We start from the raw sequence: 26,306 nt of genomic DNA, 5'->3' as shown, positions 1-26,306 counted from the left end.
GAGGCGGACGCGCCGCCCGCCGCACCGGGGGAACCACCCCACGACGCCAGGAGGCCACCCGAGTGAACACCGCCGCAGACACCGTGCTCCAGCCGCTGCTCGCGCTCGACCCCGGGGCGCCGATGGTCACCCACTACGACCAGGCCGCCCCGTCCCGCGTCGAGCTGTCGGTCACCTCGACCGCCAACTGGGCGGCGAAGATCGCGGGCCTGCTCCGCGACGAACTCGGGGTGACGCCCGGTGACGTGATCGTGTGCGACCTGCCCGCCCACTGGCTCACCGCCGGTGTCCTGCTGGGCACCTGGTGGGCGGGCGCCGAGGTCCGCACAGGGTCCGCGGACGACGCCGTCGTCGTCGTCACCGTCCCCGACCGCCTCGACCGCCACCCCACCGACGTCGAGACCCTCCTCATGACCACCGACCCGATGGGCCGCCCCCTGGCCGCCGCGGGCGTCGAGGTGCCGCCGGGCGTCACCGACCTCGCCGAGGCGTGCCGCATCCACCCCGACGCGTTCGTCCCCTCCGGCGGCGGTGACCTCGCCCTCGACGGCCTGCCGCTCGACCAACTGGCCGACCGCGCCCTCTCCGGTCGCGCGCTGGTCGCCGGCCGCGAACGCGACGACGTCGTGGCCACCCTCGCGCGGGTGTTCGCCTCCGGCGGCACGGCCGTGCTCGTCACGGGCGCCGACGCCGACGACCCCGCCGTGGCGGGGATCGCGGACACCGAGCGCACCACGCTCACCGCCTAGAGCACCGGACACCGAGCGCCGGCGGAGCGTTCCGGCGCCGGCGGGGCGGGGCGTTCTCCTCCCGCCCCGACTCCACCCGCCGCCTACCAGGCGCGATCCGGGCCGCAACGCGATCTGCCCCTCCGATTGCGATCCGCCCCCGGGGTTCCGGGGGTCGATCGCGATCGGAGGGGCAGATCGAGGCGGGGTTCAGCCGACCGGTCAGGCCAGGAGCTGGCGGGCCATGACCATGCGGTTGATCTGGTTGGTGCCCTCGTAGATCTGGGTGATCTTGGCGTCGCGCATCATCCGCTCGACGGGGAAGTCACGCGTGTAGCCGGCGCCGCCGAACAGCTGCACCGCGTTGGTGGTGACCTCCATCGCCACGTCCGAGGCGAAGGTCTTGGAGGCGGCGGCCATGAAGCCGAGCTTCTCGCCACCGGGGGCGGAGCCGCGCTCGGCGTTGGCGGCGGCGGTGTAGACCATCAGACGCGCGGCCTGCACCTTCATGGCCATGTCGGCCAGCATGAACTGCGTGTTCTGGAAATCCGAGATCGCCTTGCCGAACTGGCGGCGCTCCTTGGTGTAGGCGATCGCCGCGTCGAGCGCGCCCTGCGCGATGCCCACGGCCTGCGCACCGATCGTCGGACGGGTGTGGTCCAGCGTCTGCAGCGCGGTCTTGAACCCGGTGCCCGGCTCGCCGATGATCCGGTCGCCCGGGATGCGGACGTTCTCGAAGTACAGCTCCGCGGTGGGCGAGCCCTTGATCCCGAGCTTCTTCTCGGTCTTGGACACGCCGAAACCCTCGTCGTCGGCGTGGACCATGAACGCGGAGATCCCGCCGGCACCCTTATCTGGGTCGGTCACGGCCATGACCGTGTACCAGGTGGACTTGCCGCCGTTGGTGATCCACGCCTTGGAGCCGTTGAGGATCCAGTCGTCACCGTCGGCCTTGGCGCGCGTGCGCATCGACGCGGCGTCCGAGCCGGCCTCGCGCTCGGACAGGGCGTAGGAGGCCATCTTCCCCGCGGCGATCTCGGGCAGCACCTTCTGCTTGAGCTCCTCGCCACCGGCCAGGATCAGGCCCATGGTGCCGAGCTTGTTGACCGCCGGGATCAGCGAGGACGAGGCGTCGACGCGGGCGACCTCCTCGATCACGATGCAGGCCGCGACCGAATCCGCGCCCTGACCCTCGTACTCCTCGGGGATGTGGACCGCGTTGAAGCCCGACGCGTTGAGCGCGTCGAGGGCCTCCTGCGGGAACCGCTCGTTCTCGTCGACATCCGCGGCGTGGGGCTCGATCTCCTTCTCCGACAGCGCGCGGATCGCGGCGCGGAGCTCCTCGTGCTCCTCCGCCGGACGGTACAGATCGAAGTCAGGGTTACCGGACATGTGCGGGCCTCCAAAGGGGAATCGTCAGTGCTGGTCACGCGGCGGGCGCCGGTGTCCGGACATCGGTGTGGGCCGGTCGCGCGACGGCGGCGGCTCGCGAGTGGATCCGGGGTGCACCCGGCCACTCAGGTTACCAGCGACTAACTGGATTCCTCCCCCATCGGCGACCCCACTTTCCGCATCGCGGAACGCACCTGCGGGATGCCTCCCGCCCGTCAGCCGAGCAGACGCTGCCGGAGCGCGTCGTCCTTGCGCTCGACCATCGCCTCGAGCTCCGCCTGGAAACCCTCCATCCGCTCACGCAGGGCGGGGTCGGAGGCGGCGAGGATCCGGACCGCCAGCAACCCGGCGTTCCGGGCTCCCCCGATCGACACGGTCGCCACCGGGACCCCCGCCGGCATCTGCACGATCGACAGCAACGAGTCCATCCCGTCGAGATGCTTGAGCGGAACCGGCACTCCGATCACGGGCAGCGCGGTGGCGGAGGCGACCATCCCCGGCAGGTGCGCGGCGCCGCCCGCGCCGGCGATCACGACGCGGATGCCGCGACCGGCGGCCGACCGGGCGTAGTCGAGCATCTTCTGCGGGGTGCGGTGCGCGGAGACGACGCCCACCTCGAACGGGATCCCGAACTCGGCGAGCGCCTCGGCCGCCGCCTCCATGGTGGGCCAGTCGGAGTCACTGCCCATGATGAGGCCGACCTGCGGCCCGTCCTGTCGCGCGGTCATCTCGTCGCCTTTCGTGGAGGTGTGTCAGCGGGGGCGGCCGGGGCGCCGCCGCCCGGGGGGTTGTCCGATGGACGCGGTGTCCGCACAGCATCGGCCGCGCGGACGCGGCGGTGAGCTCAGCGTTCGAAGTCGCCGACGGGCGCGCCCGTGTGAGGGTCCCAGCCGTCGGCCCACCGGGCGTGGGAGAGCCAGTGGGCGGACAGCTCGGCCACCGCGCGCACGGCGGCCACCTGGTCCGCGTCGTCCGGGTCGAGACCCGGGTCGGCGAGCACGTTGACGTGCCCGATCTTGCGGCCGTGTCGCTCGGACTTGCCGTAGAGGTGCACCTTGGCGTGCGGGAACCGCGCTGCGAGGTGGTGGACACGCTCGTCCATGCTCATCTCGGGCGTCTCGGGCGCGCCGAGGACGTTGGCCATCACGGTGAGCGGGGCGGTGGACACGGTCGAGCCGAGCGGGTAGTCGAGCACGGCACGCAGGTGCTGCTCGAACTGGCTGGTGGTGGCCCCGTCCATGGTCCAGTGCCCGGAGTTGTGGGGCCGCATCGCCAGCTCGTTGACCAGCACGCCGGGGCGACCGTCCGAGCCGACGACCTCGAACAGCTCGACGGCCATGACGCCGGTGACGTCCAGGTGCTCGGCGAGCTTGAGGGCGGTCGCCTGGACGGCCGAGCGCAGGTCGTCGGGGAGTCCGGGGGCGGGAGCGATCGCCACGGCGCAGATCCCGTCGCGCTGTACGGTCTCGACGACCGGCCACACGGCGCCCTGCCCGAACGGGGACCGCGCGACCATGGCGGACAGCTCCCGGGTCCACGGCACCCGGGCCTCGGCCATCATGGGCACCCCGGCGGCGAGCTGCTCGGAGGCGATCCGCTCGGCCTCCTCGAGCGAGTCCGGCATCCAGACGCCGCGCCCGTCGTAGCCGCCGCGGGCGGACTTGAGGACGATCCGCCCGTCCTGCTCATCGTGGAAGCGCCGGACGTCCTCGACCGTGTCCACGCCGGTGAACGGCGGGATCGGCGCACCGATCTCGGCGAGGGCACGCCGCATGACGAGTTTGTCCTGGGCGTGGATGAGCGCGGAGGCACGCGGGCGGACGGTGACGCCCGAGGCCTCGAGGTCGAGCAGGATCTGCGGGGGCACGTGCTCGTGGTCGAACGTCATCACGTCGGCGCCCTCGGCGGCGGCACGGACGGCGTCGGGGTCGTCGTGGGCGCCGATCACGACGTCGGGCGTGACCTGGGCCGCGGGGTCGAGCGGGTCGGCGGCGAGGACCCGGAGGGTCTGGCCCAGGGCGACGGCCGACTGGTGGGTCATGCGGGCGAGCTGCCCGCCGCCGATCATCGCCACGACGGGCGCTGCGAGTGGATTGCGGCGGATGCGCGAGTCGTCGTTCACGCCGCCCATCGTCTCACGCCGCCCGGGTGTCAGCGCCGCCCCGGCAGGCCCCAGCGCGAGCGCGGGGCGGCGGCCAGCGGGGCGGGCGGCGATGGCGGGGGCAGCCGGAGCAGCTCGTCGTAGACGGCGGCGTGGACGCGGGCCACGTCGGGCACGTGGTCGATCTCGATGGGCGGGAGGTGCCCCAGTTCGAGGATGAGGCAGCCCGTGCCCAGGGCGCGGTCGGCGAGGGTGTGGCGGAAGCGGACGGCGCTGATGCGGCGCAGCGGCACGTCCACGCACCGCCGGTTGGAGCCGGCCGGGCGATAGAGCACGCGCTCGTCGGTGACGACGAGGTCCGTGCGCGCCCAGCGGATCAGCGGCCAGAGGGCGAACCGGAGGACGACGAGCGAGAACAGCACCGCGACCATCGCCCAGGTAGCGGTCCGGTCCCCGGCGTGGACGACCTGGACCTCGATGAAGCCGCCGGCGATACCGGCGAGCCCGGCGCCGACGAGGGTGACGAGCGCGGGTCTGACGAGCGCGCGCCAGTGCGGGTGGGTGTGGACGATGAGCGTCTCCCCCGGCGCGAGGACCGATCGGACGAAACCCACGGCTCAGCCGCCCCACCGACCGCCGACGCCGCGGACGTGGGTGACGTCGCCCGCGGCCACGGGGAACTCGCCGTCGGTGTCGACGACGACGAGGCGGCCGTCTCGGTCGACCCGGTCGGCTCGCCCGGTCCGCACGATGTCCCCGGGCAGCTCGACCCTCACGTCGGCGCCGATGGTGGAGCAGGCCTCGGAGTAGGTCGTCATGAGCGTGTCCGAGATGGTCGATCCGCTCCCGCGTTCACACTCGCGCCACTGGCCGTGGCGAAGGGCCAGCGCCTCCAGCACGGATCGCGCGAGGCGGTCGCGGTCGACCGATCCGCCGGCCAACGCGAGCGAGGTGGCGTGCGGTACGGGCAGTTGCGCCTGCGTGAGGGACACGTTGATCCCGACGCCCACCACGATGGCGGGCAGGCGCACCGAGTAGTCGCCCCCGGCGGGGACCGTGGTCACCTCGGCGAGGATCCCGGCGATCTTCCGGCCGTCGACCAGGACGTCGTTGGGCCACTTCAAGGTGGCGTCCACACCGCCGGCCTCGCGGAGCCCGTCGCGGATCGCCAGGCCGGTGACCAGCGGCAGCCACCCGAAGAGCGTCGGCGAGACCGCACCCGGTCGCAGTAGGACGCTGACGGCGACCTGCGTGCGGGGCGGGGCGGTCCACACGCGGCCGAGCCGGCCACGCCCCGACGCCTGATGCTCGGCCAGCAGCACACTGCGGTCCGCCGCGCCCGCGGCCGCGCGGGCGAGGAGTTCCGCGTTGGTCGAGCCGATGTCCTCGACCACCTCCAGCGAGGAGTAGGGGGCGTCCGGTCCCTCCACCAGGACGCGACGGAGCGCGTCGCCGTCCAGCGCGGGCGGGGTCTCGGAACCGGTGTCTGCGTGCACGACACCCAGGGTATGTGCCCGCTCCGACACGGGGCGCGGGCCGTCTGGCGGGGGACGTCGGCCGGGTCACGTCGCCACGGGGCGCGGCGACTAGTTAGAGTCTTGCAACATGACGACTGCCTCAGAACCGGACGTGAGCGCCGACGTCCAGACGGACGCCGCGACCCCCGACATCCACACGACCGCCGGGAAGCTGTCCGAGCTGCGTCGGCGCCTCGACGAGGCCCGGGCCCCCATGGGGCAGGCCGCGGTGGACAAGACCCACGAGAAGGGCCTGATGACGGCCCGCGAACGGATCGAGAACCTCCTCGATCCGGGTTCGTTCGTGGAGATCGACGCCCTGGCCCGCCACCGCGCCACCACCTTCGGCCTCGCCGAGCGTCGCCCGCTCGGTGACGGCGTCATCACCGGCTACGGCACGATCGACGGCCGCAGCGTCTGCGTGTTCTCCCAGGACGCCACCGTCTTCGGCGGGTCGCTCGGTGAGGTCTACGGCGAGAAGATCGTCAAGGTCATGGACCTGGCCCTGAAGACCGGCCGCCCGATGATCGGCATCAACCACGGTGCCGGCGCCCGCATCCAGGAGGGCGTCGTCTCGCTCGGCCTGTACGGCGAGATCTTCCACCGCAACGTCCTGTCCTCCGGCGTCATCCCGCAGGTGTCCCTCATCATGGGCCCGTCCGCCGGCGGCCACGTGTACTCCCCCGCCCTGACCGACTTCACCGTGATGGTCGACAAGACCTCGCAGATGTTCGTCACCGGCCCCGACGTCATCAAGACCGTCACCGGCGAGGAGGTGTCGCAGGAGGAGCTCGGCGGCGCCACCACCCACATGACCAAGTCCGGCGTCTCCCACTACACGGCCAGCGACGAGCAGGACGCCCTCGACTTCGTCAAGGACCTGCTGTCCTACCTGCCGAGCAACAACCGGGCCGAGGCCCCGCGGCTCCCCTACCCCGTGGCCGAGGGCGCGATCGAGGACAACCTCACGCTCGAGGACCACGAGCTCGACACGATCATCCCGGACTCCTCGAACAGCCCGTACGACATGCACGAGGTCATCTCGCACATCGTCGACGACGGCGAGTTCCTGGAGGTCCAGGGCCAGTACGCGATGAACATCATCGTCGGCTACGGCCGCATCGAGGGCCGCAGCGTCGGCGTAGTGGCCAACCAGCCGACCCAGTTCGCCGGCTGCCTGGACATCAAGGCCTCCGAGAAGGCCGCGCGCTTCGTCCGCACCTGCGACGCGTTCAACATCCCGATCCTCACCCTGGTCGACGTCCCGGGCTTCCTGCCCGGCACCGGTCAGGAGTTCGACGGCATCATCCGCCGCGGCGCCAAGCTCCTCTACGCCTACGGTGAGGCCACCGTCGGCAAGGTCACCGTCATCACCCGCAAGGCCTACGGCGGAGCGTACGACGTGATGGGGTCCAAGCACATGGGCGCGGACATCAACCTGGCGTGGCCGACCGCCGAGATCGCCGTCATGGGCGCCTCGGGCGCGGTCGGGTTCGTCTACCGCAACGAGCTCAAGCAGGCCGCGGCCAACGGCGAGGACGTCGACGCCCTGCGCCTGAAGCTGCAGGCCGAGTACGAGGACACCCTCGTCAACCCGTACGTCGCCGCCGAGCGCGGCTACGTCGACGCGGTGATCCCGCCGTCGCACACCCGCCTGCAGGTCGCCCAGGCCCTGCGTCTGCTCGACCGCAAGGTAGTCGAGGTGCCCGCCAAGAAGCACGGGAACATCCCGCTGTGACCGCCGAGAAGCAACAGGACGGGGCCGACAAGCCCGAGAAGCCGTTCTTCGAGGTCGAAGGGGGTAACCCAACGGCCACCGAGGTGGGCATCCTGGCGGCGGTCTTCGCAACCGCCCAGGGCAACGCCGCCCACGGCGGGCACGACACCGGGATCAAGAACGACTGGGGCGCCTTCGAGGACCGGCTCCGGCCGCCGTTCGGCTACAACCCCAACTCGTTCCTCAACCGCCGCCAGTACTGACCGGTCGGCCCGGCGCACCACGCGCCGGGCCCGCCGTCGCTCCGTACCGCCGCCCCCGCTCCTGCACTCCCGCCCGCACCGACGCGCGCGCGGGAGTGCAGCGGCGGGGGCGGCCGTCGTCGGCGACCACGCCGGTAGGCTGGCAGAAGGCGCCGCCCGGCCGGTGGGCGTGCCGGTGCGCGAGGAGGGGGTCGCATGTCCGAGGACCGCGAGCACGGCAGGCGCGCGGGCACCGACGAGGGCACCGCCACCCATCACACGGGGATCATCGGACGCGCCGAACCGTCGGCGGACCGTCCCGGCGCCACCGTCATCCACCAGGACGAGACGACCAAGGTCGTGGCGTTCGAGTTCGCCGAGGGTCAGGAACTAGCGGATCACGCCGCCTTCCACCCGATCCTCGTGCAGCTGCTGCGCGGCCGCGTCGAGTTCGGGTTGCCGGACCGCACCCTCGACCTGCGCCCCGGCGAGATCGTGCACCTCACCGCCAAGCTCCGACACAGGGTCCGCGCCCTCGAGCCCACCACGCTGACCGTCACCATGCTGCTGCCGCGCTCGTGAGCACGTGGCTACGCTCTAGCCCATGATCGCGTTCGTCCTCGCCTCCGCCTCCCCGTCCCGTCTCCACATCCTCGAGCAGGCCGGTGTCGACCCGCTCGTCCGGCACCCGGAGGTCGACGAGGACGCGCTCCAGGCTGCACTGCCCACGGGGACACCGCACGTGCGGGTCGTCGAGGAGCTGGCCCGCGCGAAGGCGGAGGATGTCCTGCACCGCGAGGGCGCGCAGCTCGCAGAGGAGGCGCGGTCGGCGGGGGCGGACACCCTGATCGTCGTGGGGTGCGACTCCATGCTGCTGGTCGACGGTCGCCTCGAGGGCAAACCGCACACCTACGAGCGCGCGCTCGAGCGGTGGCACAAGATGCGCGGTCGCCACGGCGTCCTGCTCACCGGGCATGCGCTCATCGTCGCCGACCTCGCCGACGACGCCCCTTACGCCGTGACCTTCTCCGACTCGGACACCTCCGACACCACGGTGCACTTCGGCGCCCCGTCCGACGCCGACCTCGACGTGTACCTGCGCACCGGCGAGCCCCTGGAATGCGCGGGCGCGTTCACGATCGAGTCGCTCGGCGGCTGGTTCATCGACCGGATCGAGGGCGACCCGTCGAGCGTGATCGGCCTCAGCCTGCCGCTGCTGCGCCGCCTGCTGGAGGCCGCGGGGATCAACGCGCACCGCGTCTGGCGCCCCGAGCTGCGCGGCTGACCCCGCCACCCCCGTTCGGAACCTGCAGGTCACCCCGGCCACGGGCCATCGGGGTCCGCCCCCGGCGGTCGGACCGCCGACCCCAACACCACACATGAGGGAGGCCTCTCATTAGACTGCGGAAGAACTCGGTGGGCCTCCCGGCCGACCGCCAGTAAAGACGTCCATCACCAGGAGGCCCTGAGTGCCCAGTCATGCCAGCTCTCACATCACCAAGGTCCTCGTCGCCAACCGCGGCGAGATCGCCGTCCGTGTGATCCGCGCGGCGAAGGACGCCGGCCTGGCCAGCGTGGCGGTGTACGCCGAGCCCGATGCCGACGCCCTGTTCGTCAAGCTGGCCGACGAGGCCTTCGCCCTGGGGGGCACCACTTCCGCGGAGTCCTACCTGGTCTTCGACAAGATCCTCGACGCCGCCGCCAAGTCCGGCGCCGACGCGATCCACCCAGGATACGGCTTCCTGTCCGAGAACGCCGACTTCGCGCAGGCCGTCATCGACGCCGGCCTCATCTGGATCGGGCCCCCGCCGCAGGCCATCCGCGACCTCGGCGACAAGGTCACCGCCCGCCACATCGCAGAGCGGGCCAACGCCCCCATGGCCGCCGGCACCAAGGACCCGGTCGCGAACGCTGACGAGGTCGTCAAGTTCGCCGAGCAGTACGGCCTGCCCATCGCCATCAAGGCCGCCTTCGGTGGCGGCGGACGCGGCATGAAGGTCGCCCACAAGATGGAGGAGGTCGCCGAGCTCTTCGAGTCGGCCACCCGTGAGGCCACCGCCGCCTTCGGTCGTGGCGAGTGCTTCGTCGAGCAGTACCTCGACAAGGCCCGCCACGTCGAGGCGCAGGTCCTCGCCGACCAGCACGGCAACGTCATCGTCGCCGGTACCCGCGACTGCACCCTGCAGCGTCGCTTCCAGAAGCTCGTCGAGGAGGCCCCGGCGCCGTTCCTCACCGACGAGCAGCGCAAGCGCATCCACGACTCCGCCAAGGCCATCTGCAAGGAGGCCGGCTACTACGGTGCCGGCACTGTCGAGTACATGGTCCAGGGCGACACGATCTCCTTCCTTGAGGTCAACACCCGCCTGCAGGTCGAGCACCCGGTCACCGAGGAGACCGCGGGCATCGACCTGGTCCTGCAGCAGTTTAAGATCGCCGAGGGCGAGGTGCTCGAGTTCACCGAGGACCCCGAGCCCCGCGGCGTGGCGTTCGAGTTCCGTATCAACGGCGAGGACGCGGGCCGCAACTTCCTGCCCGCCCCCGGCACCATCACCGCCTACCACGAGCCCACCGGCCCGGGCGTGCGCATGGACTCCGGCGTCGAGCAGGGCGACACCATCGGCGGCCAGTTCGACTCGATGCTCGCCAAGCTCATCGTGTGGGGCGAGGACCGCGACCAGGCGCTCGCCCGCTCGGCCCGCGCCCTGGCCGAGTACAAGATCGAGGGCATGGCCACCGTCCTGCCGTTCCACCAGCACATCGTCACCCACCCCGCGTTCGTCGGCGACGGCAAGAAGTTCGACGTCTACACCAAGTGGATCGAGGAGGAGTGGGAGAACCCGATCGAGCCGTGGACGCCCACCGGTGCCCCGGCCGACGATGACGAGCCCGTCGAGCGCAAGAAGGTCGTCGTCGAGGTGGACGGTCGTCGCGTCGAGGTCTCGCTGCCCGGCGACCTCGCGTTCGGTGGTTCGCACGCCGGCGGCACCGTCCGCCGCAGGGCCAAGTCCCGGACCCGCGGCGGCGCCGCCGGTGCGGCCGCGTCCGGTGACGCCGTGTCGGCGCCCATGCAGGGCACCGTCGTCAAGGTCGCCGTCTCCGAGGGCCAGGAGGTCAAGGCCGGCGAGCTCGTGGCCGTGCTCGAGGCCATGAAGATGGAGAACCCCGTCACCGCCCACAAGGACGGCGTCGTCACCGACCTGTCCGTGGACGCCGGTGCCCCCGTCACCCAGGGCACGGTTCTCTGCGAGATCAAGTGATCCGCTGACGGCGCGGGCGGGACCCGTCCGCGCCGTCGACGACCCACCCCCGGAATCCGCTACTCCGGCCGGGGATCCGCTACCCCCGCAGGCGTAGCGGATCCCCGGCCGGAGTAGCGGATTTCGCGGTTGTGGGGTCCTACCGCCCGGCGTCGGCGGGTCTCAGGCCCCCGGGCCGGCCGAGTGCTCGACCACGGGCTCCGCGCTGGCGGGATCGAACGCCGCGTCCACCAGGAATTCGCGGACCTCGGGCACACTCCTGAGGAACTCGTCCGCCTCGTCGTCGGACTCCACCACCTGGCTCGCCCGCTCGGCGACGATCCGCCGCTCGAAAAGCTCCACCTCGCGCGCGACGCGGTCCGGGTCCCATCCGAGCAACCCGGCCATGAGGTCGGCGACCTCGCGCGCGCAGTCGACGCCTCCGTGCTGGTACTCCATCGAGATCCGCGTGCGGCGGACCAGGACGTCCTCGAGATGCAGGACCGCCTCGGCCTGGGCGGCGTAGACGATCTCCACGCGCAGGTAGCGCTCGGCCCCGCCGACAGGATCGAGCAGGTCGGGGCGGTCCGCCGCCAGGTCGAGGACGTCCTCGGCCAGCGTGCCGTAGCGGCCGAGCAGGTGCTGCATCTGGTCCTCGCGGATCTCGTAGTGATCGGCGATCCGGTCGGCGCGGTTGACCATCGCCGGATACCCGTCGGCGCCCAGGAGCGGGATCCGCTCGGTGGTCGAGGGCGGTACCGACGCGGCCCGCTCGCCCAGCTCGGACACCGCCGCGTCGACCGCGTCGGCGGCCATCACGCGGTAGGTCGTGTACTTGCCGCCCGCCACCACCACGGCCCCGGGGGCGACGGTCATCACCGCGTGCTCGCGCGAGAGCTTGGCGGTGGAGTCCGCGCCGCCCGACAGCAGCGGTCGCAGCCCCGCGTAGACGCCACGCACGTCCTCGCGGCGAATGGGCGTGGTGAGCACGGAGTTGACGTGGCCGAGGATGTACTCGATGTCCGCTCCGGTGGCCGCCGGGTGGGCCAGGTCGAGCTGCCAGTCGGTATCGGTGGTGCCGATGATCCAGTACTCGCCCCACGGGATGACGAACAGCACGGACTTCTCGGTGCGCAGGATCAGCGCCGCCTCGGAGTCGACCCTGTCGCGGTCCACGACGATGTGCACGCCCTTGGACGCCCGGACGGTGAAACCGCCCTCCTCCCCGAGCATCCGCTGCAGCTGGTCGGTCCACACGCCGGCCGCGTTGAGCACGACACGGGCCCGCACGTCGGTCTCGTGCCCGGTCTCCGCGTCGCGGACGCGCACGCCGGTGACCCGGTCCCCCTCACGGAGGTAGCCGATCACCTGGGTCGAGTTGGCCACGACCGCCCCGTGGTGCGCGGCCGTCCGGGCCAGGGTGAGGGTGTGCCTCGCGTCGTCGACGAGGCTGTCCCAGTAGCGGATCCCGCCCACCACGGCGTCCTCCCGCAGCCCGGGGGCCACGCGACGGGCGCCGGCCCGGCTGTAGTGCTTCTGCGGGGGGACGCTCTTCGCACCACCCATCACGTCGTAGAGCACAAAGCCGGCGGCCATGTACGGGCGTTCCCAGAAGCGGCGGGTCAGGGGGAAGAGGAACTTCAGCGGGGTGACGAGGTGCGGCGCCAGACGCGTCATGCTGAGCTCCCGCTCGTGCAGCGCCTCGGCGACCAGGCCGAAGTCGAGTTGCTCGAGGTAGCGCAGCCCGCCGTGGAACATCTTGGAGCTGCGGGAGGAGGTGCCCGCCGCGAAGTCGCGGGCCTCGACGAGCGCCACGTTGAGCCCGCGGGTGGCGGCGTCCAGCGCACTGCCCGTGCCGACCACGCCGCCGCCGACGACCACGACGTCGAACGTGTCCTCCTCCAGCCTGCGCCAGTCCTCGGCGCGGCGGTCGGGTCCGAGGACGGATCTGGACCTGGTCGTGCGCATGGACGCTCCCTCCGCGGCCGGGCGTGTGGTTCGGTCGGTCGGACCCGACTCTACGCCCGACCGGACGTAGTCTTGGGCACGTGACTAGGAACACCTACATTCTGGCGATCGACCAGGGCACCACGTCGACGCGGGCGATACTCTTCGACAACCAGGGCATGCCGGTCCCCGCGGCGACGGTCCAGGTGGAGCACCGCCAGGTCCTCCCGCGCGCGGGGTGGGTGGAGCACGATCCGATGGAGATCTGGGCGAACGTTCGCACCGCGATGGGCCAGGTGGCGGGCCGGGTGGACCTCGAGCCGGCGGCGGTCACCGCGATCGGCATCACCAACCAGCGCGAGACGACCGTGGTGTGGGACCGGGTCACCGGCGAGCCCGTCTACAACGCGATCGTCTGGCAGGACACGCGCACGTCGGGGCTCTGTGCGCGCCTCGCCGACGGACACCCCGACGGAGACGACCGCTTCCGAGATGTCACCGGGCTGCCCCTGTCGACCTACTTCGCCGGGCCCAAGATCCGGTGGATCCTCGATCACCTCGATTCCCGGGGAGAGCGCGGCACCGAGCGCGCGGAGGCCGGGGAACTGCTGGCGGGGACCATCGACTCGTGGCTGGTGTGGAACCTGACCGGTGGGAGGCGTGGGGGTGACGACGGCGAGGAGGCCCTCCACGTCACGGATGTCACCAACGCGTCGCGCACTCTGCTCATGGACCTGCGGACCCTGCAGTGGAGCGAGGAACTCTGTCGCGAGATCGGTGTGCCCCGCGCGATGCTCCCGGAGATCGTCCCCTCCTCCGGGGTGCTGGGTCACGTGGCCCGGCGCAGAATGTTCGGCGGTACGCCCATAGCGGGGATCCTCGGCGATCAGCAGGCCGCGATGTTCGGCCAGACCTGCTTCGAGCCCGGCGAGGCCAAGAACACCTACGGAACGGGCGCGTTCCTCTTGCTCAACACGGGAACGACGCCTCAGTTCAGCGACAACGGCCTGCTCACCACCGTGGCCTACCAGCTCGGGGACGACGACCCGGTCTACGCGCTGGAGGGCTCGGTGGCCGTGGCCGGGTCGTTGGTGCAGTGGCTGCGTGACAACCTCGGGGTGATCTCCACCGCGGGCGAGACGGAGGGTTTGGCCAAGTCGCTCGAGGACAACGGGGACTGTTATCTGGTGCCCGCGTTCTCGGGGCTGCTGGCCCCGCGCTGGCGGCCGGACGCCCGTGGCGCGATGGTGGGGCTCACCCGCTTCCACACGCGCGCGCACCTGGCCCGAGCGGCCCTGGAGGCGACCGCGTTCCAGACCCGCGAGATGACCGACGCGATGGTGGCCGACGCCGGTGAGTCCGCGGATTCGCTGCGCGTCGACGGCGGGATGGTGGTCAACGACTACCTCATGCAGTTCCAGGCCGACATCCTCGGCGTGGACGTGATCCGGCCCCAGGTCACCGAGACCACCGCGCTCGGGGCCGCGTTCGCGGCCGGGTTGGCGGTGGGTCAGTGGGATTCGCCCGACCGCCTACGCGAGTTGTGGCGGGAGGACTGCCGCTGGTCGCCGCAGATGCCCGGGCAGGAGCGCGAACGGCTGCTCGCGCGGTGGAACGACGCGGTCGAGCGCACGCTCTGCTGGGCGGACGCCGAGGGCTGAGCCCGGCGGACGCGATCAGTCCAGGTCGTCGTGGCGCATGAGCTGGCGCGCCGCCTCGGTGATCGTGCCCGTCATCGACGGGTAGACCGAGAACGACCCCGCGAGGTCGCCCACCGTCAGCTGATTCCGGACCGCCACCGAGATCGGCAGGATCAGCTCGGACGCCGTGGGGGCCACGACCACGCCGCCGATCACCACGCCGGAGGCCGGGCGACAGAAGAGCTTGACGAAGCCGCGCCGCAGGCTGCGCATCTTGGCCCGCGGGTTGCCGGCCAGCGGCATGACCTCGACGCGGGCGGGGACCTCGCCGCTCTCGATCTGCGCGTGCGAGATGCCGACCGTGGCGATCTCGGGCCGCGTGAACACCGCGGAGGCCACGGTCCGCAGCTTGATGGGGTTCACGCCCTCGCCGAGCGCGTGGTACATCGCGATGCGGCCCTGCATGGCTGCCACCGAAGCCAGCGGGAACAGGTCCGTGCAGTCGCCACCGGCGTAGATGCCCGGGGCGGTGGTGCGGGAGACGCGGTCGACCTTGATATGGCCACTGGACTGCAACTCGACGCCCGCGTTCTCCAAACCGAGGCCCTGCGTGTTGGGCACCGACCCGACACAGATGAGGGCGTGCGAGCCCTTGACCGTGCGCCCGTCACCGAGGCGGACGATGATGCCGTCCTCGAAGTGCTCGACCGCGTCGGCGCGCGCGTGCTTGACCAGCGACACGCCACGCTCGCTCAGTGCCTCCTCCAGCACCAGGGCGGCGTCGGCGTCCTCGTGCGGCAGCACCCGGTCTCGACTGGAGACCATGGTGACCTTGACGCCCATCTCGGTGAACGCCGAGACGAACTCGGCACCGGTGACGCCCGAGCCGATCACGACCAGGTGGGTGGGCAGCTCGGTGAGGTCATAGAGCTGACGCCAGTTGAGGATCCGCTCACCGTCGGGCTCGGCGCCCCGGAGCACGCGCGGGCTGGACCCGGTGGCCATGAGGACCACGTCGGCGTCGAAGATCTTCTCCTGCCCGTTCTCGAAGGTCACTGCCACCCGGTGCGAGGCCATGCCCGGCTGCGAGTCGTGCAGACGCGCCCAGCCGGAGATCAGCCGCACGCCCTCTCGCTGCAGCTGCGCCCGGATGTCGGCGGACTGCGCGCGGGCCAGGGACTTGACCCTCCCGTTGACCTGCCCCAGCTTGTATGCGGTGGGGTCGAAGTGAGCCTGGACGCCCATCTCCTCTGCGCGACGCATGTCCGTGCGGACGCCCGTGGTGGCGATGAACGTCTTGGACGGCACGCAGTCGCTGAGCACACAGTTGCCGCCGATGCCGTCCGCGTCGACGATCGTGACGTCCGCACCGTACTGGGCGGCGACCAGCGCCGCCTCGTAGCCGGCGGGTCCGCCGCCGATGATGATGATGCGTTGCGTCACATGTCCTCCACGGCTCGCTGGGGTAAGGGCCGAGCGCCGCGCCCCGCTGTGGCGGACCGCGTCACGTCCGCCGTACACGGTAGTCGAACGATCCGATCGGGGCCGAGGACGTCGGGCCCGGTGCCGCCCCCAGGGACTAGGGTTGTGACCGTGCCTCTTTACGCCGCGTACGGGACGAACATGCATCCCGATCAGATGAACACCCGCGCGCCGCACTCCCCCTTCGCCGGGACCGGGTGGGTGGACGGCTGGCGCCTCACCTTCGCCGGGGACGATCCCACCTGGCAGGGCGCCGTCGCCACGGTCGTACCGGACCAGGGGTCGAGGGTCTTCGTGGTGCTCTACGACGTCCCCGAGGAGGACGTCCGGGCACTCGACCGCTGGGAGGGCACCGACGAGATGCCCGCGCGCAAGATCCGGGTCCGCGTCACCCGCCGGCCGACGGTGCCCGACGGTCCCCCGGTCGATGCCCAGGAGTCCGAGTTCGCCGTGGACACCACCACCCCCACCGGCACCGGCACAGACGACACCGTGCTCGCGTGGTTGTACGTCATGGACGCCTTCGAGGGCGGGTTGCCGTCGGCGAGGTACCTCGGTCTGCTCGCCGACGCCGCCGAGTGCGCGGGCGCCCCCGACCAGTACGTGCACGAACTGCGCACGCGGGAATCACGCAACGTCGGCCCGGGCGCCTGAGCAGACGATGGCGCCCCTGCTCTCCCCCACCGACGACGCCCGCGACGCGTCCGCACAGATCGCGCGCCTGAGCGGTCGCGACCGCCACGACGTCGCGCTCGTGTTGGGCTCGGGGTGGTCCGAGGTCGTCGCCGGGCTCGCCGACCCGGGCACGGCCGTGACCGTCGCGGCCGCCGACCTGCCCGGGTTCGTCACCCCCACGGCCGCCGGTCACCGCGGCGCCGTGACCAGTTGCCTCGTCGACGGCGTGCCGCTGCTGTCAGTGGCCGGCCGCACCCACCTCTACGAGGGCGCGGACACCGCGCCCGTCGTCCACCCCGCCCACGTCGCGGCCGCGGTCGGCGCCCGCACGCTGGTGCTCACCAACGCCGCCGGTGGCCTGCGGGACGACATGGCCGTCGGGGACCTCGTTCTCATCCGCGACCACCTCAACCTCACCGGGCGCTCGCCGCTGACCGGGCCGCTGTTCGTCGACATGGTGGACGCCTACTCCCCGCGGCTGCGCGCCGCGGCCACCGACGCCATCGCGGCCGCCGAGGGCGTCTACGCCGCGATGCCCGGACCGCAGTACGAGACCCCGGCCGAGATCACGATGCTGCGGGCCCTCGGCGCGGACCTCGTGGGCATGTCGACGGTGCCCGAGACCATCACCGCCCGCGCGTTGGGGTTGGACGTGGTCGCCGTGTCGCTGGTGACCAACCTCGCCGCCGGCGTCACCGGCCAGCCCCTCGACCACGCCGAGGTCCTGGCCGCCGGCGCCGCCGGATCCGCCCGCCTCACCGGGGCGCTGCGGGCGCTCGTCCCGGTCGTCTCCCGGACCTGATCGCCCACGCCCACCGCGAGGAACCGACGGAGCAGCCCGTGACCCTGACCTTCGGCACCGCCGGCGTCCGCGCTCCCCTCGGGCCCGGGCCCGACGAGATGAACGACCGGACCGTCGCCCTGGTCGCCACCGCCGTCGCCCGGCACCTACGCGAACATGAACCCTCCGGTTCGACGGTCATCGTGGGCGGAGACGCCCGGCACGGGTCCGCCCGATTCGTCGACGTCGCGGCTGCGGTGTTGGCGGCGCACGACCTCGTCGTCGTCGTCCCCGGAGGCCCCGTGGCCACCCCGGTGATCGCCGCGGCGGTCCGCGCGCGCGGCGCCGCCGGCGGGCTCATGGTGACCGCGTCCCACAACCTGGCCGGAGACAACGGCGTCAAGGTCTACGGGCGCGGGGGCGCGCAGATCATCCCGCCCACCGACGCCCACATCGAGCGGCACCTGCGCGCCGCGGCGCGCGGGGGGGTCACGGTCCCCACGGCGGTACCCGCGTCGGCGCGCACCGACCCCGCCCGTGGGTCGGTGCGGGTGGACCCCATGCTGGTCGACGACTACGTGGCCTCCGTCGTCGCGGCACTGCCCCGGCCGGGTCGGCCGCCCCGCGTGGCCCTGACCCCCGTCCACGGGGTCGGCGGCGATCTCTGCGTCCGCGTCCTGGCCGGCATCGGTGTGGACGATGTGACGTTGGTGCGCGAGCAGGCCGTCCCCGACCCGGACTTTCCCACCGTCGCCTCGCCGAACCCCGAGATGCCCGACACGACGGCGCGGCTGATGGAACTCGCGGCGCGGATCGACGCCGACGTGGCGATCGCGCTCGACCCTGACGCCGATCGCTGCGCTGTCGGCCTGGTCGGCCCGGACGGGCGTTGGCGGATGCTCGACGGCGACGAGACCGGGGCGGTCCTGGCCGATCATCTGCTGCGCGCGCCACTCCCCGGCGCGGGCGGGGGCCCGGGGACGGACGCCAGCCCGGGGGCGGGCGACGTGCCGGGAACGGACGGCGGATCGGAAGCGCCCGCGGATGCCGATACGAGGGTGCCGGTCGTGGCGTCGACGATCGTGTCCTCGCGACTACCGTCCCTGCTGGTTCCTGCGCGCGGCGGGCGGTACGTCGAGACGCTGACCGGGTTCAAGTGGCTCGTGCGGGCCGGCGAGCCGCTGCGGTACGCCTACGAGGAGGCCATCGGGCACTGCGTGCTGCCGGACGTCGTGGCCGACAAGGACGGGATCGCGGCGGCCGCGGCGTGGTGCGCGATGGTCGGCTCCGGTGGCCCGTCTGTCGCCGCGCGGCTTGATGCGCTCGCCGGGGAGTTCGGGGCGCACACGCGGCACAACGTCCCGCTGCCGCTGGCCTCGGGGACGGACCCGGTGGCCGTGCTGGACCGGGTGGGCGCGCTGCTCGCCACCGTCGGCAGGGTGCGCGCGCTCGACGGCACGGCGGGCCTGCGCGTGGATGTCGACGGTGCGCGCGCGGTGGTGCGCCCCTCAGGTACGGAGCCCCTGCTCAAGACCTACGTGGAGGCGTGGACCCCGGCCGCGCCGTCGCCGGCGGACCGGGACGACGCCGAGCGTCGGCTGGCGATGCTGGGAGAGGCGGTGGCCGACGCCGTCGCCGTGGCCGTGGCCCGCCGCGACGTGGGCTGACCGGCGGGCGTCAGACGGGGTCTCGCGTCGGCGGGAGGCTCGCGTCTGCGGGGGCTCGCGTCTGCGGGGGCTCGCGTCTGCGGGGGGCTCGCGTCAGACGGGACCGCCGTTCAGCGGGGGCCGAAGAGGCGGTCGCCCGCGTCGCCCAGGCCGGGGACGATGAAGGCGTTCTCGTCGAGGCGCTCGTCGATCGTCGCGGTGACCAGCGTCGCCGCCAGGCCAGACTCGCGCACGGCCTCGATCCCCTCCGGCGCGCACAGGACGCACACCACCGTCAGGCCGGTCGCGCCCCGCGCCGCGAGCGTCTCCAACGTCGTGACCAGCGAGCCGCCGGTCGCGAGCATCGGGTCGAGCACCACCACGTGGCGTCCGGCGAGGTCCTCGGGCAGCGAGCACAGATACGACACCGGCTCGTGGCTCTCCTCATCGCGGGCCAGGCCGATGAACCCGACCTGCGCCCCGGGCAGCAGCCGGGTGGCCGGGTCCAGCAGGCCCAGGCCCGCGCGCAGGACCGGGACGACCAGCGGCACGCCGTCCACGGCCACCCCCGTCGTTTCGACGATGGGGGTGGTCACCGGGACCTGCTTCGTCGGGATCGAGCGGAACGCCTCGTAACAGAGCATGGTCCCGAGCGCGTCCATCGCGGCCCGGAACCCGGCGGTGTCGGTGGCGGAATCCCGCAGGGTTCGGAGCCGGTCCCCGACCAGCGGGTGGTCCACGACGATGATGTCCATGCCCGTCAGGATTCCACACCGGACAAATCGCGGACCGGGTGGAACCGGATCGCCTCCCCTGCGCGTCGAACCCTGTGACGGACGAGAAGACGGCGTTGAGGGGACGAGGCCATGGCGGACGGGGCGATCGATGTCGATGTCGACGGTTTACGGGAACTGGGCACGGGGCTGACCACCCTGGCCGACACGCTGGGGAGCGCGCTCGAGGCGGTCGACGCGGTGCCGATCGACGCGGTCGCACCGGTCGTGGGTCCGGTCGGGGCCGACTTCATGTCCGCGTTGCTGGCCGCCACCGCACGGCATCGCGAGGTGCTGGCAGGCCTCACGCGCGTCACGGACGCCGCCGGCGACCTGGTGCTGCAGACCGGCCGTCTGTTCGAGGAGTCCGACGCCGCGGGCGCGGCCATGATCGGTGCGGCGGGCACCGGGGGCCCGGGAGCGGCGGGTGCGGGCCCAGCGGGGCTCGACATGACCGAGAGGTGGGTGTGATCCGGTGATCGCCGACGCGTTGGCCTACGCGGGCCCCATAAAGCAGATCCTCGACCTGCTGTCCGCCGAGGAGTTCGTCCCCGGCGAGGCCCGCGACATCATGCGGCCGGTCAGCGAGGGCCTCGAGGTGGCCCAGCAGATGGGGCCGCCCCTCGAGCGGCTGTTGTCCGAATCGTGGAACTCGCTCGCCTCCCTCGGTGCGGCCCACTCGATCGCGGAGGTCGGACGGACCATGGGCGCGCTCGGGGAGTCCGCGGCGGAGATCGCGCGCGTCACCGCGGTCGCGGCGGAGATCGTGGTCCGCGGCACCGTCGAGGTGATCGGCATCGTCCAGCAGTTCCTCGCCCGCGCCGCCGCCCTCGGTCCGGCGCTGGTGACCCCGGCCGGGCAGGGTGCGCTGCTCGGCCTGGCCGCAGAGCACCTCGCGCGCGGGATACAGGTAGCCGAGCGCGTGCAGAACGAACTCAGAATCCCCACCGCGGAAATGCGGGCGATCGCCGCGGGCATTCCGCCGGCGCCGCGCATGCCGGGCGCGCTCGCCGCGGACAGCAGCACCGGCGGCGCGATCAACGCAACCACGGTCGCCTACTCGGGGTCGGGACCGGGCGCGATCACCGCCGCCGACAGCGCGGCGGGCGGGGCTCACGGCGGCGCAGGCGGAGCCTACTCCGCGGGTGGCGGCTCTGTGGGTGCGACGGCGTCGCCGGACGGGTACGGCGGATCGTCCGAGGGGGCGGCGACCGCGGCGCCCGGTTCAGTGGGCTTCGGGGACGCCGGTTCCGGTCTGATCGGCGGCGGTACCGAGGTCACGCTGCCCGACGGCTCGGTCGTCACCGCCCCCAACGAACAGGCCGCCGGGGCGGTGCGTAACGCGCTCAGCCAGCAGGGCGTGCCCTACGTGTGGGGCGGCACGACCCCGGGGCAGGGGCTCGACTGCAGCGGGCTCACGCAGTGGGCGTACCGGGACGCCGGAGTGGAGATCCCCCGGCTGGCCCAGGAACAGGGCGTCGGCGTCCAGGTGTCGGCGCAGGACCTCATGCCTGGTGACCTGCTGGTGTGGGACGGTCACGTCGCCATGTACATCGGCAACGGGCAGATCGTGGAGGCCGGGGACCCTGTAGCGGTATCGGGCCTGCGCACCGACAATATAGGCATGTCCTTCTACGGTTTCTACCGCCCGACAGGCGGATGACCCGCGACACCTGCCGTCGCACCGACCCCATGACCGGCGTGGTCGCCGAGGTCGGTACCGACGGCGTGCCGGTGGGTCTGGCCCTGCCTGCTGACCTGCTGGACCGCCCGTCTACGGAGGTGGCGCGGGCGGTCCTGCGCACGCTCACCGCCGCGGCGGGCGACGCCCGCGAACTCCTCGAACGCCTCGCCGCCGAGGAGGGTGACGGACACGGTCGTGACGAGTGGCAGTGGGACGACGACGAGCTGCGGGAGACCGTCTCGTGAGCGGCGGCGGACTGGACGTGGAGGCCTTCCTCGACCGTCTGCGCGGGATCGCGGCCGAATGGGAGTCCGCCCACGACCAGCTGGAGACGCTGCGCGTGGTGTCCAGCAGCCGCGACCAGCTCGCCACCGCCACCGCGGACTCCGGCGGGACCGTGATCGATCTCGTCTTGGCATCCGGCCTGCGCCGCCACGGCTCGGAGACGGTCGCCGCGTCGATCCTCGAGGCCACCGCGGACGCCGTCGAACAGGCCAACGCGCGACGCGCCGAGCTGGTGTCGGGCTCGGTGGCGCTCGCGGTGATCGGTCGTAGGGGCGCCGCCGAGGACGCCGCCCGCCGGCACCCGGACGCCACCCGGGCGGGCCGTGGCACCGGCTGAGCGGGCGTGGATATGCTGACCAGCATGGCCAAGGACATCGTCCCGATCGAGCTCGGTCTCCCGGAGGGAGACGTCACGACCCTCTGGGCACCCAGCTGGCGCGAGGACAACGACGACTGGGAGGCGTTCCTGGGCCTCGGTGACGATCTCTACGCGTTCGACTCGACGGCCGAACTCCTGGCGCTGGTGCGCAGCGGCGCCGAGCACGACCTGCAGGACCACCCCTCGTGGGAGCAGTTCGCACAGTCCGACGTCCTCGACTTCCGCGCCGCCGACGAGAACTGCTACGACCTGGTCGGCGTCCTCGAACTGCTCGGCGAGAACCCCACCGAGTCCTCGGTCGACGAGATCGACCAGTCCTTCGCGATCGCCCGCTCGATCGGCGAGGTGTGCGAACTCGACACCGTGACCAAGTTCTTCAACGGCAATCCCGTCCTGGCGTCCGTCACGCACGGCATGGACGAGTTCTACGGCCGCGACGGGCTCAAGCTGTGGAAGTCCATCCGCAAGACCGTCGCCAAGGGCTGGGACGACGTCCTCGACGCCATCCAGGACGTCATGGCCACCCCCGACCTCGACCGCGGCGAGGTCGAGCGTGCCCGCCGCGACCTCGCGACCGCCGAGGCTGCACTCCCCGAGCCGGAGCCGGAGCCCGAGCCCGCACCCACCGGCTACCCCGAGGGCTCCCTGTGGGAGAGCGTCGGTATCGACCCCGTCAAGATCGTGTTCTCCGATCAGGAGTACCTCAGCCTGCGTTGCTACCTCGGGGACCGCCCCGTGTTCCTCGGGGACGGCGACCAGGCCTACGTCTTCACCAGCCCCCGCGGCCTGGCCCGCTTCCTGGCGGACAACGACGACGCGACGCTCAGCAGGGTGGCCACGTACGAGCGCGTCAAGCTCGCCGCGGTCGACGGCAGCCTCGACGTCCACGTCACCGACGACAACGCCTACGTCCTGGCGGGGCTCGACCGCGACATCGAGGTCGGCCCCGACATGGTCGACTCCGACCAGCTCGGCCTGGCCGTGGAACTCATCACCGACCTCGCCAACTATGTCGGCGACGCCGAGCTCGAGGCGTCGGTCACCGGCCGCGGCTCGGCGCTGCGTCGGTTCCTGCACTACGTGCTCAACCCCGACGACGCCAGGCTGCTCGAGCCGACCGCACCGTTCGACGACGAGGCAACCGAGTGGCGCGACCTCGTCGACGACGTCGAGAAGCTCGTCACCACCCCCGACATGGCCTGACGGGTCACCACCCGCGCAGGCGGTCGGCGACCTCCCCCGCGGGACCGCGCCCAGGGCCCGTCCCCAGGGCGGCCCGGAGCTCGTCGACGGCGGCGGGCAACCGTGCCGCGTCGCCCGCGTGGACGGAGGCCACCACGTCCCCGGCGCTGACCACCTCGCCCTCGACGCGGTCCAGCAGGACGCCGGCGGCGTGGTCGACCGTCTCGCCGGGGCCGGTGCGCCCCGCCCCGGACAACCACGATGCGCGACCGACCCCGAGAGCGTCCCACCTGATCGGACCCGACGCCGGGGCCCGCACCTGTGCGACGTGCGCCGCCCGCGGTGGGACCGCGTCCGGGTCCCCGCCCTGCGCGGAGATCATCGCCCGGTAGGCGTCCATGGCCCGCCCGTCCGCCAGCCGGGCACGCGGGTCGGCGTCCGGGATCCCCACCGCGGCGAGCGCCTCCAGCGCCAGCGCGCAGGTGAGGTCGACCATGTCGGCGGGCCCCCCGCCGGCGAGGATCTCCCGCGCCTCAGCCACCTCGAGCGCGTTGCCCACGGCGCGACCGAGCGGCGTGTGGTTGGCGGTCACCAGGGCGCTGGTCCGCACACCGGCGGCGGCGCCGATCCCGACCATCACCCGCGCCAGCTCGCGGGCGTCGGCGGGGGCGGGCAGGAACGCGCCGGAGCCGAACTTCACGTCCAACACCAGCGCTCCGGTGCCCTCGGCGATCTTCTTGCTCATGATGGACGCCGCGATCATCGGGATGGACGCGACGGTGCCGGTGACGTCTCGGAGCGCGTAGAGGGCCCGGTCGGCGGGGGCGAGGTCCGCCCCGGCAGCGCAGATCACGGCCCCCGTCCGCGTCAGGACGGCCCGCAGTTCGTCGGCGTCGAGGTCCGCGCGCCACCCGGGGATCGACTCGAGTTTGTCGAGCGTGCCGCCCGTGTGGCCGAGTCCGCGACCGGACAGCTGCGGCACGGCGACGTCCCAGGTCGCGAGCAGCGGCGTGAGCACGAGGGTGATCGCGTCGCCCACCCCGCCGGTCGAGTGCTTGTCGACGGTCGGCACCACGGCGTCGCCGCGGGTCACGGTGGACAGGTCCAGTCGGGTGCCCGAGCGCACCATGGCAGAGGTCCACCGGGAGATCTCGTGGTCGGTCATCCCGCGGAAATAGATCGCCATCGCGAGCGCGGACATCTGCTCGGGCGCGACGGCCCCGCTGGTGAACCCCTCGACGATCCAGTCGATCTCGTCGTCGTCGAGCTCCCGTCCGTCCCTCTTCGCCTCGATGATCCGCACGGCGTCATGGCGTCGCGCCGGACCGACCCGCGCGCTCACGCCAGGTCCCCCGGCCCGAACGCGTCCGGGAGGAGCTCGCCGAGGCGCACCGCGCCGCGTGCGGTGTGGACGACCAACTCGGGGCCGCCGTGTTCGTGGAGGAGCTGCCGGCAGCGCCCGCACGGCGAGAGCGGCTCGCCGGTGTGGGTGACGACGACGAGCTCGAGCAGCCTCCCGCCTCCGGTGCGGTGGAGGTCCGACACGAGCGAACACTCGGCACACAGTGTCAACCCGTAGGAGGCGTTCTCCACGTTGCACCCGACGACGATCCGATCCCGCCCGTCTCCCCGGCCGGGGGGCGGCGTGATCCCGGGTTCCGTTCCCGCGACGGCAGGGCCGACCGGAGGCCCGGTCAGCGCGGCGGCACCGACCCCCAGGCCGGAGTAGGGCGTGTAGGCGTTTCGCGCGGCCCCCAGTGCCACTTCCGTGAGAGTGTCGACAAGAGTGCTGCGTTGTGCTGCGGATTCATCATGCGTCACGTCGATCTACCCCTCGGTAACTTCATTTAGGGTCGCCTAACAGGCATTACCCGCCCCGACCACGGTACCCACCCTGGTTTTCGTCAGGCAGATCTCAGGTCTAAAGTCCTAGTAGGCGCCCGCTGTGCTCTCGGGCCGGAACGCGCGCCGATGGCATCAGGCCCAGACGATTCGGAGGCACGACAAGCCCATGAGTACTGCGCAGGCGCCGGCGCGTCCGGCCCCCAGAAAGAAGCTCAATCTCTACAAGGGTGACCCGGGGATGTGGTCGTGGGTCGCCCACCGGATCTCCGGCGTCGCGATCTTCTTCTTCCTCTTCGTGCACGTGCTCGACACGTCGCTCGTCACGGTGAGCCCGGAGAGCTACAACGCGGTCATCGACACGTACAAGACGCCGATCGTCGGGCTGATGGAGATCGGCCTCGTGGCGCTCGTGCTGTTCCACGCGCTCAACGGCCTGCGCATCGTCCTGGTGGACTTCTGGTCCAAGGGCGCCAAGTACCAGCGCCAGATGCTGTGGACGATCCTCGCGATCTGGGTCGTGGTCTTCGCCGCCGCGACCGCGCGCCTCCTCTTCCTCCTCTTTGAGCACCTCTAAGGAGAACGATCACCATGGCAGACGCACCTGTTCTCCAGACCTCCTACGACCGCCCCGCCTCGCTGGCGCAGCCCCGGTCCCCGCGCCTCCGCTCGCGCTTCAATTTCGAGCGCACCGCGTGGATCTTCATGCGATTCTCCGGCGTCGCGCTGGTCATCCTCACCCTCGGCCACCTGACGGTCGGCCTCATGATCGACGAGGGCGTCCACCGCATCGACTGGGCCTACGTGGCCGATCGCTGGCAGAGCCCGTTCTGGGCGACCTGGGACATCCTCATGCTCTGGCTGGCGATGCTGCACGGCGCCAACGGTGTCCGCACCATCATCGCCGACTACTCGCGCAAGGACTCGACCCGGTTCTGGCTCAACTCGATCCTCCTCGCCGCCACCGTTCTGACCCTGGTCCTGGGCACCTACGCCATCTTCGGCCTCGCCTACGACATCTGATCGACGGCAGTATCCGGCCGGCGGACTTCACCCT

At 72.2% G+C, this 26,306-nt stretch carries 27 protein-coding genes; 17 read left to right on the top strand and 10 right to left on the bottom strand.

The annotated features are described in order from the left end of the window. The first annotated feature begins 62 nt into the window (after nucleotides 1-62). The gene (locus tag DPA01S_RS03490) at nucleotides 63-749 is read left to right on the top strand and encodes a TIGR03089 family protein (RefSeq protein ID WP_061228053.1); all 687 of its coding nucleotides are present in this window, start codon (nucleotides 63-65) and stop codon (nucleotides 747-749) included. Between the two features lie 201 nt (nucleotides 750-950). On the opposite strand, the gene DPA01S_RS03485 is transcribed toward DPA01S_RS03490, so the two are convergent. The 5 genes from DPA01S_RS03485 to DPA01S_RS03465 all read right to left on the bottom strand — a co-directional run bounded on the left by DPA01S_RS03485 (nucleotide 951) and on the right by DPA01S_RS03465 (nucleotide 5,717). Then, nucleotides 951-2,120 carry an acyl-CoA dehydrogenase family protein gene (locus DPA01S_RS03485; RefSeq protein WP_007628917.1) on the bottom strand — a complete coding sequence of 390 codons (1,170 nt, stop codon included), beginning with the start codon at nucleotides 2,118-2,120 and terminating at the stop codon, nucleotides 951-953. A 215-nt stretch (nucleotides 2,121-2,335) separates the two neighbouring features. After that, nucleotides 2,336-2,848 carry a 5-(carboxyamino)imidazole ribonucleotide mutase gene (purE, locus tag DPA01S_RS03480; protein WP_007628915.1) on the bottom strand — a complete coding sequence of 171 codons (513 nt, stop codon included), beginning with the start codon at nucleotides 2,846-2,848 and terminating at the stop codon, nucleotides 2,336-2,338. 116 nt (nucleotides 2,849-2,964) lie between these two features. Beyond that, nucleotides 2,965-4,251: a 5-(carboxyamino)imidazole ribonucleotide synthase gene (locus DPA01S_RS03475; protein WP_061914038.1), complete on the bottom strand. Its 1,287-nt coding sequence runs from the start codon at nucleotides 4,249-4,251 to the stop codon at nucleotides 2,965-2,967. A gap of 20 nt (nucleotides 4,252-4,271) precedes the next feature. After that, nucleotides 4,272-4,835 (bottom strand): PH domain-containing protein, encoded by a 564-nt coding sequence (locus DPA01S_RS03470; protein WP_061228055.1) that lies wholly within the window; start codon nucleotides 4,833-4,835, stop codon nucleotides 4,272-4,274. Between the two features lie 3 nt (nucleotides 4,836-4,838). Beyond that, a complete protein-coding gene (locus DPA01S_RS03465; protein ID WP_061228056.1) occupies nucleotides 4,839-5,717 on the bottom strand; it encodes a biotin--[acetyl-CoA-carboxylase] ligase in 879 nt (292 codons plus the stop codon). 109 nt (nucleotides 5,718-5,826) lie between these two features. Here DPA01S_RS03465 and DPA01S_RS03460 point away from each other — a divergent pair, with 109 nt between their 5' ends. The 5 genes from DPA01S_RS03460 to DPA01S_RS03440 all read left to right on the top strand — a co-directional run bounded on the left by DPA01S_RS03460 (nucleotide 5,827) and on the right by DPA01S_RS03440 (nucleotide 10,954). Further along, nucleotides 5,827-7,476: an acyl-CoA carboxylase subunit beta gene (locus DPA01S_RS03460; RefSeq protein ID WP_043567136.1), complete on the top strand. Its 1,650-nt coding sequence runs from the start codon at nucleotides 5,827-5,829 to the stop codon at nucleotides 7,474-7,476. Continuing rightward, nucleotides 7,473-7,718, top strand: a complete 246-nt coding sequence (locus DPA01S_RS03455; RefSeq protein ID WP_061228057.1) for an acyl-CoA carboxylase subunit epsilon — start codon at nucleotides 7,473-7,475, stop codon at nucleotides 7,716-7,718. Before DPA01S_RS03460 ends, DPA01S_RS03455 begins: the two co-directional genes overlap by 4 nt. A 195-nt stretch (nucleotides 7,719-7,913) precedes the next feature. Then, complete coding sequence (locus DPA01S_RS03450; RefSeq protein ID WP_061914036.1) at nucleotides 7,914-8,279, top strand: cupin domain-containing protein; 366 nt, start codon at nucleotides 7,914-7,916, stop codon at nucleotides 8,277-8,279. 22 nt (nucleotides 8,280-8,301) lie between these two features. Next, on the top strand, nucleotides 8,302-8,982 hold the full coding sequence (locus DPA01S_RS03445; protein ID WP_061228058.1) for a Maf family protein: 681 nt from the start codon (nucleotides 8,302-8,304) through the stop codon (nucleotides 8,980-8,982). Nucleotides 8,983-9,166: 184 nt separating this feature from the next. Then, nucleotides 9,167-10,954, top strand: a complete 1,788-nt coding sequence (locus DPA01S_RS03440) for an acetyl/propionyl/methylcrotonyl-CoA carboxylase subunit alpha (RefSeq protein ID WP_061228059.1) — start codon at nucleotides 9,167-9,169, stop codon at nucleotides 10,952-10,954. A gap of 162 nt (nucleotides 10,955-11,116) precedes the next feature. Here DPA01S_RS03440 and DPA01S_RS03435 read toward each other — a convergent pair whose 3' ends face one another. Further along, on the bottom strand, nucleotides 11,117-12,901 hold the full coding sequence (locus DPA01S_RS03435) for a glycerol-3-phosphate dehydrogenase/oxidase (protein WP_061228060.1): 1,785 nt from the start codon (nucleotides 12,899-12,901) through the stop codon (nucleotides 11,117-11,119). An 80-nt stretch (nucleotides 12,902-12,981) separates the two neighbouring features. Here DPA01S_RS03435 and glpK point away from each other — a divergent pair, with 80 nt between their 5' ends. Beyond that, a complete protein-coding gene (gene glpK / locus DPA01S_RS03430; protein WP_061228061.1) occupies nucleotides 12,982-14,541 on the top strand; it encodes a glycerol kinase GlpK in 1,560 nt (519 codons plus the stop codon). Nucleotides 14,542-14,556: 15 nt separating this feature from the next. Here the strand turns inward: glpK and DPA01S_RS03425 are convergent, their stop codons facing one another. After that, nucleotides 14,557-15,963: an NAD(P)H-quinone dehydrogenase gene (locus DPA01S_RS03425; RefSeq protein WP_061914034.1), complete on the bottom strand. Its 1,407-nt coding sequence runs from the start codon at nucleotides 15,961-15,963 to the stop codon at nucleotides 14,557-14,559. Between the two features lie 150 nt (nucleotides 15,964-16,113). On the opposite strand from DPA01S_RS03425, the gene DPA01S_RS03420 reads away from it, so the two are divergent. Genes DPA01S_RS03420 through DPA01S_RS03410 form a run of 3 tightly spaced genes read left to right on the top strand, consistent with a single transcriptional unit; the run spans nucleotide 16,114 to nucleotide 19,125 of the window. Continuing rightward, the gene (locus DPA01S_RS03420; protein WP_061228103.1) at nucleotides 16,114-16,656 is read left to right on the top strand and encodes a gamma-glutamylcyclotransferase family protein; all 543 of its coding nucleotides are present in this window, start codon (nucleotides 16,114-16,116) and stop codon (nucleotides 16,654-16,656) included. 7 nt (nucleotides 16,657-16,663) lie between these two features. After that, nucleotides 16,664-17,479 (top strand): purine-nucleoside phosphorylase, encoded by an 816-nt coding sequence (locus tag DPA01S_RS03415; protein ID WP_061228063.1) that lies wholly within the window; start codon nucleotides 16,664-16,666, stop codon nucleotides 17,477-17,479. 38 nt (nucleotides 17,480-17,517) lie between these two features. Continuing rightward, entirely contained in the window at nucleotides 17,518-19,125 is a 1,608-nt protein-coding gene (locus tag DPA01S_RS03410) for a phosphohexomutase domain-containing protein (RefSeq protein WP_061228064.1), read from the top strand. A gap of 110 nt (nucleotides 19,126-19,235) precedes the next feature. Here the strand turns inward: DPA01S_RS03410 and upp are convergent, their stop codons facing one another. Continuing rightward, nucleotides 19,236-19,859, bottom strand: coding sequence for a uracil phosphoribosyltransferase (upp, locus tag DPA01S_RS03405; protein WP_007628887.1), 624 nt, complete (start codon nucleotides 19,857-19,859; stop codon nucleotides 19,236-19,238). A gap of 111 nt (nucleotides 19,860-19,970) precedes the next feature. On the opposite strand from upp, the gene DPA01S_RS03400 reads away from it, so the two are divergent. From DPA01S_RS03400 to DPA01S_RS03380, 5 genes are read left to right on the top strand one after another with little or no spacing between them, the layout of a single operon-like run. Beyond that, on the top strand, nucleotides 19,971-20,348 hold the full coding sequence (locus DPA01S_RS03400; RefSeq protein WP_061914031.1) for a type VII secretion target: 378 nt from the start codon (nucleotides 19,971-19,973) through the stop codon (nucleotides 20,346-20,348). 4 nt (nucleotides 20,349-20,352) lie between these two features. After that, entirely contained in the window at nucleotides 20,353-21,540 is a 1,188-nt protein-coding gene (locus DPA01S_RS03395; protein ID WP_061228067.1) for a C40 family peptidase, read from the top strand. Then, a complete protein-coding gene (locus DPA01S_RS03390; RefSeq protein ID WP_061228068.1) occupies nucleotides 21,537-21,806 on the top strand; it encodes a hypothetical protein in 270 nt (89 codons plus the stop codon). Before DPA01S_RS03395 ends, DPA01S_RS03390 begins: the two co-directional genes overlap by 4 nt. Beyond that, a complete protein-coding gene (locus DPA01S_RS03385) occupies nucleotides 21,803-22,183 on the top strand; it encodes a YbaB/EbfC family nucleoid-associated protein (RefSeq protein ID WP_061228069.1) in 381 nt (126 codons plus the stop codon). The genes DPA01S_RS03390 and DPA01S_RS03385 overlap by 4 nt, the downstream gene beginning before the upstream one ends. Before the next feature lie 24 nt (nucleotides 22,184-22,207). Continuing rightward, nucleotides 22,208-23,428: a SatS C-terminal domain-containing protein gene (locus DPA01S_RS03380; RefSeq protein ID WP_198150709.1), complete on the top strand. Its 1,221-nt coding sequence runs from the start codon at nucleotides 22,208-22,210 to the stop codon at nucleotides 23,426-23,428. Between the two features lie 4 nt (nucleotides 23,429-23,432). Here the strand turns inward: DPA01S_RS03380 and DPA01S_RS03375 are convergent, their stop codons facing one another. Further along, a complete protein-coding gene (locus DPA01S_RS03375; protein WP_061914029.1) occupies nucleotides 23,433-24,749 on the bottom strand; it encodes a thymidine phosphorylase in 1,317 nt (438 codons plus the stop codon). After that, a complete protein-coding gene (locus tag DPA01S_RS03370; RefSeq protein ID WP_061914027.1) occupies nucleotides 24,746-25,228 on the bottom strand; it encodes a cytidine deaminase in 483 nt (160 codons plus the stop codon). Before DPA01S_RS03370 ends, DPA01S_RS03375 begins: the two co-directional genes overlap by 4 nt. Nucleotides 25,229-25,418: 190 nt before the next feature. Here DPA01S_RS03370 and sdhC point away from each other — a divergent pair, with 190 nt between their 5' ends. Next, on the top strand, nucleotides 25,419-25,826 hold the full coding sequence (gene sdhC / locus DPA01S_RS03365; protein ID WP_061228073.1) for a succinate dehydrogenase, cytochrome b556 subunit: 408 nt from the start codon (nucleotides 25,419-25,421) through the stop codon (nucleotides 25,824-25,826). 14 nt (nucleotides 25,827-25,840) lie between these two features. Then, nucleotides 25,841-26,272, top strand: coding sequence for a succinate dehydrogenase hydrophobic membrane anchor subunit (locus DPA01S_RS03360; RefSeq protein WP_061228074.1), 432 nt, complete (start codon nucleotides 25,841-25,843; stop codon nucleotides 26,270-26,272). Nucleotides 26,273-26,306: the final 34 nt, after the last annotated feature.

The sequence above is a fragment of the Dietzia papillomatosis NBRC 105045 genome, assembly GCF_001570845.1.
GTDB lineage: Bacteria > Actinomycetota > Actinomycetes > Mycobacteriales > Mycobacteriaceae > Dietzia > Dietzia cinnamea.
This window is presented reverse-complemented; position numbering and strand designations above follow the sequence as displayed.

Coding starts and splice junctions, on each gene's coding strand:
- DPA01S_RS03485 (WP_007628917.1), bottom strand. CDS start 2,120: ATGTCCGGTAACCCTGACTTCGATCTGTACCGTCCGGCGGAGGAGCAC.
- purE (WP_007628915.1), bottom strand. CDS start 2,848: ATGACCGCGCGACAGGACGGGCCGCAGGTCGGCCTCATCATGGGCAGT.
- DPA01S_RS03475 (WP_061914038.1), bottom strand. CDS start 4,251: ATGGGCGGCGTGAACGACGACTCGCGCATCCGCCGCAATCCACTCGCA.
- DPA01S_RS03460 (WP_043567136.1), top strand. CDS start 5,827: ATGACGACTGCCTCAGAACCGGACGTGAGCGCCGACGTCCAGACGGAC.
- DPA01S_RS03450 (WP_061914036.1), top strand. CDS start 7,914: ATGTCCGAGGACCGCGAGCACGGCAGGCGCGCGGGCACCGACGAGGGC.
- DPA01S_RS03445 (WP_061228058.1), top strand. CDS start 8,302: ATGATCGCGTTCGTCCTCGCCTCCGCCTCCCCGTCCCGTCTCCACATC.
- DPA01S_RS03435 (WP_061228060.1), bottom strand. CDS start 12,901: ATGCGCACGACCAGGTCCAGATCCGTCCTCGGACCCGACCGCCGCGCC.
- DPA01S_RS03415 (WP_061228063.1), top strand. CDS start 16,664: ATGGCGCCCCTGCTCTCCCCCACCGACGACGCCCGCGACGCGTCCGCA.
- upp (WP_007628887.1), bottom strand. CDS start 19,859: ATGGACATCATCGTCGTGGACCACCCGCTGGTCGGGGACCGGCTCCGA.
- DPA01S_RS03400 (WP_061914031.1), top strand. CDS start 19,971: ATGGCGGACGGGGCGATCGATGTCGATGTCGACGGTTTACGGGAACTG.
- DPA01S_RS03390 (WP_061228068.1), top strand. CDS start 21,537: ATGACCCGCGACACCTGCCGTCGCACCGACCCCATGACCGGCGTGGTC.
- DPA01S_RS03380 (WP_198150709.1), top strand. CDS start 22,208: ATGGCCAAGGACATCGTCCCGATCGAGCTCGGTCTCCCGGAGGGAGAC.
- sdhC (WP_061228073.1), top strand. CDS start 25,419: ATGAGTACTGCGCAGGCGCCGGCGCGTCCGGCCCCCAGAAAGAAGCTC.
- DPA01S_RS03360 (WP_061228074.1), top strand. CDS start 25,841: ATGGCAGACGCACCTGTTCTCCAGACCTCCTACGACCGCCCCGCCTCG.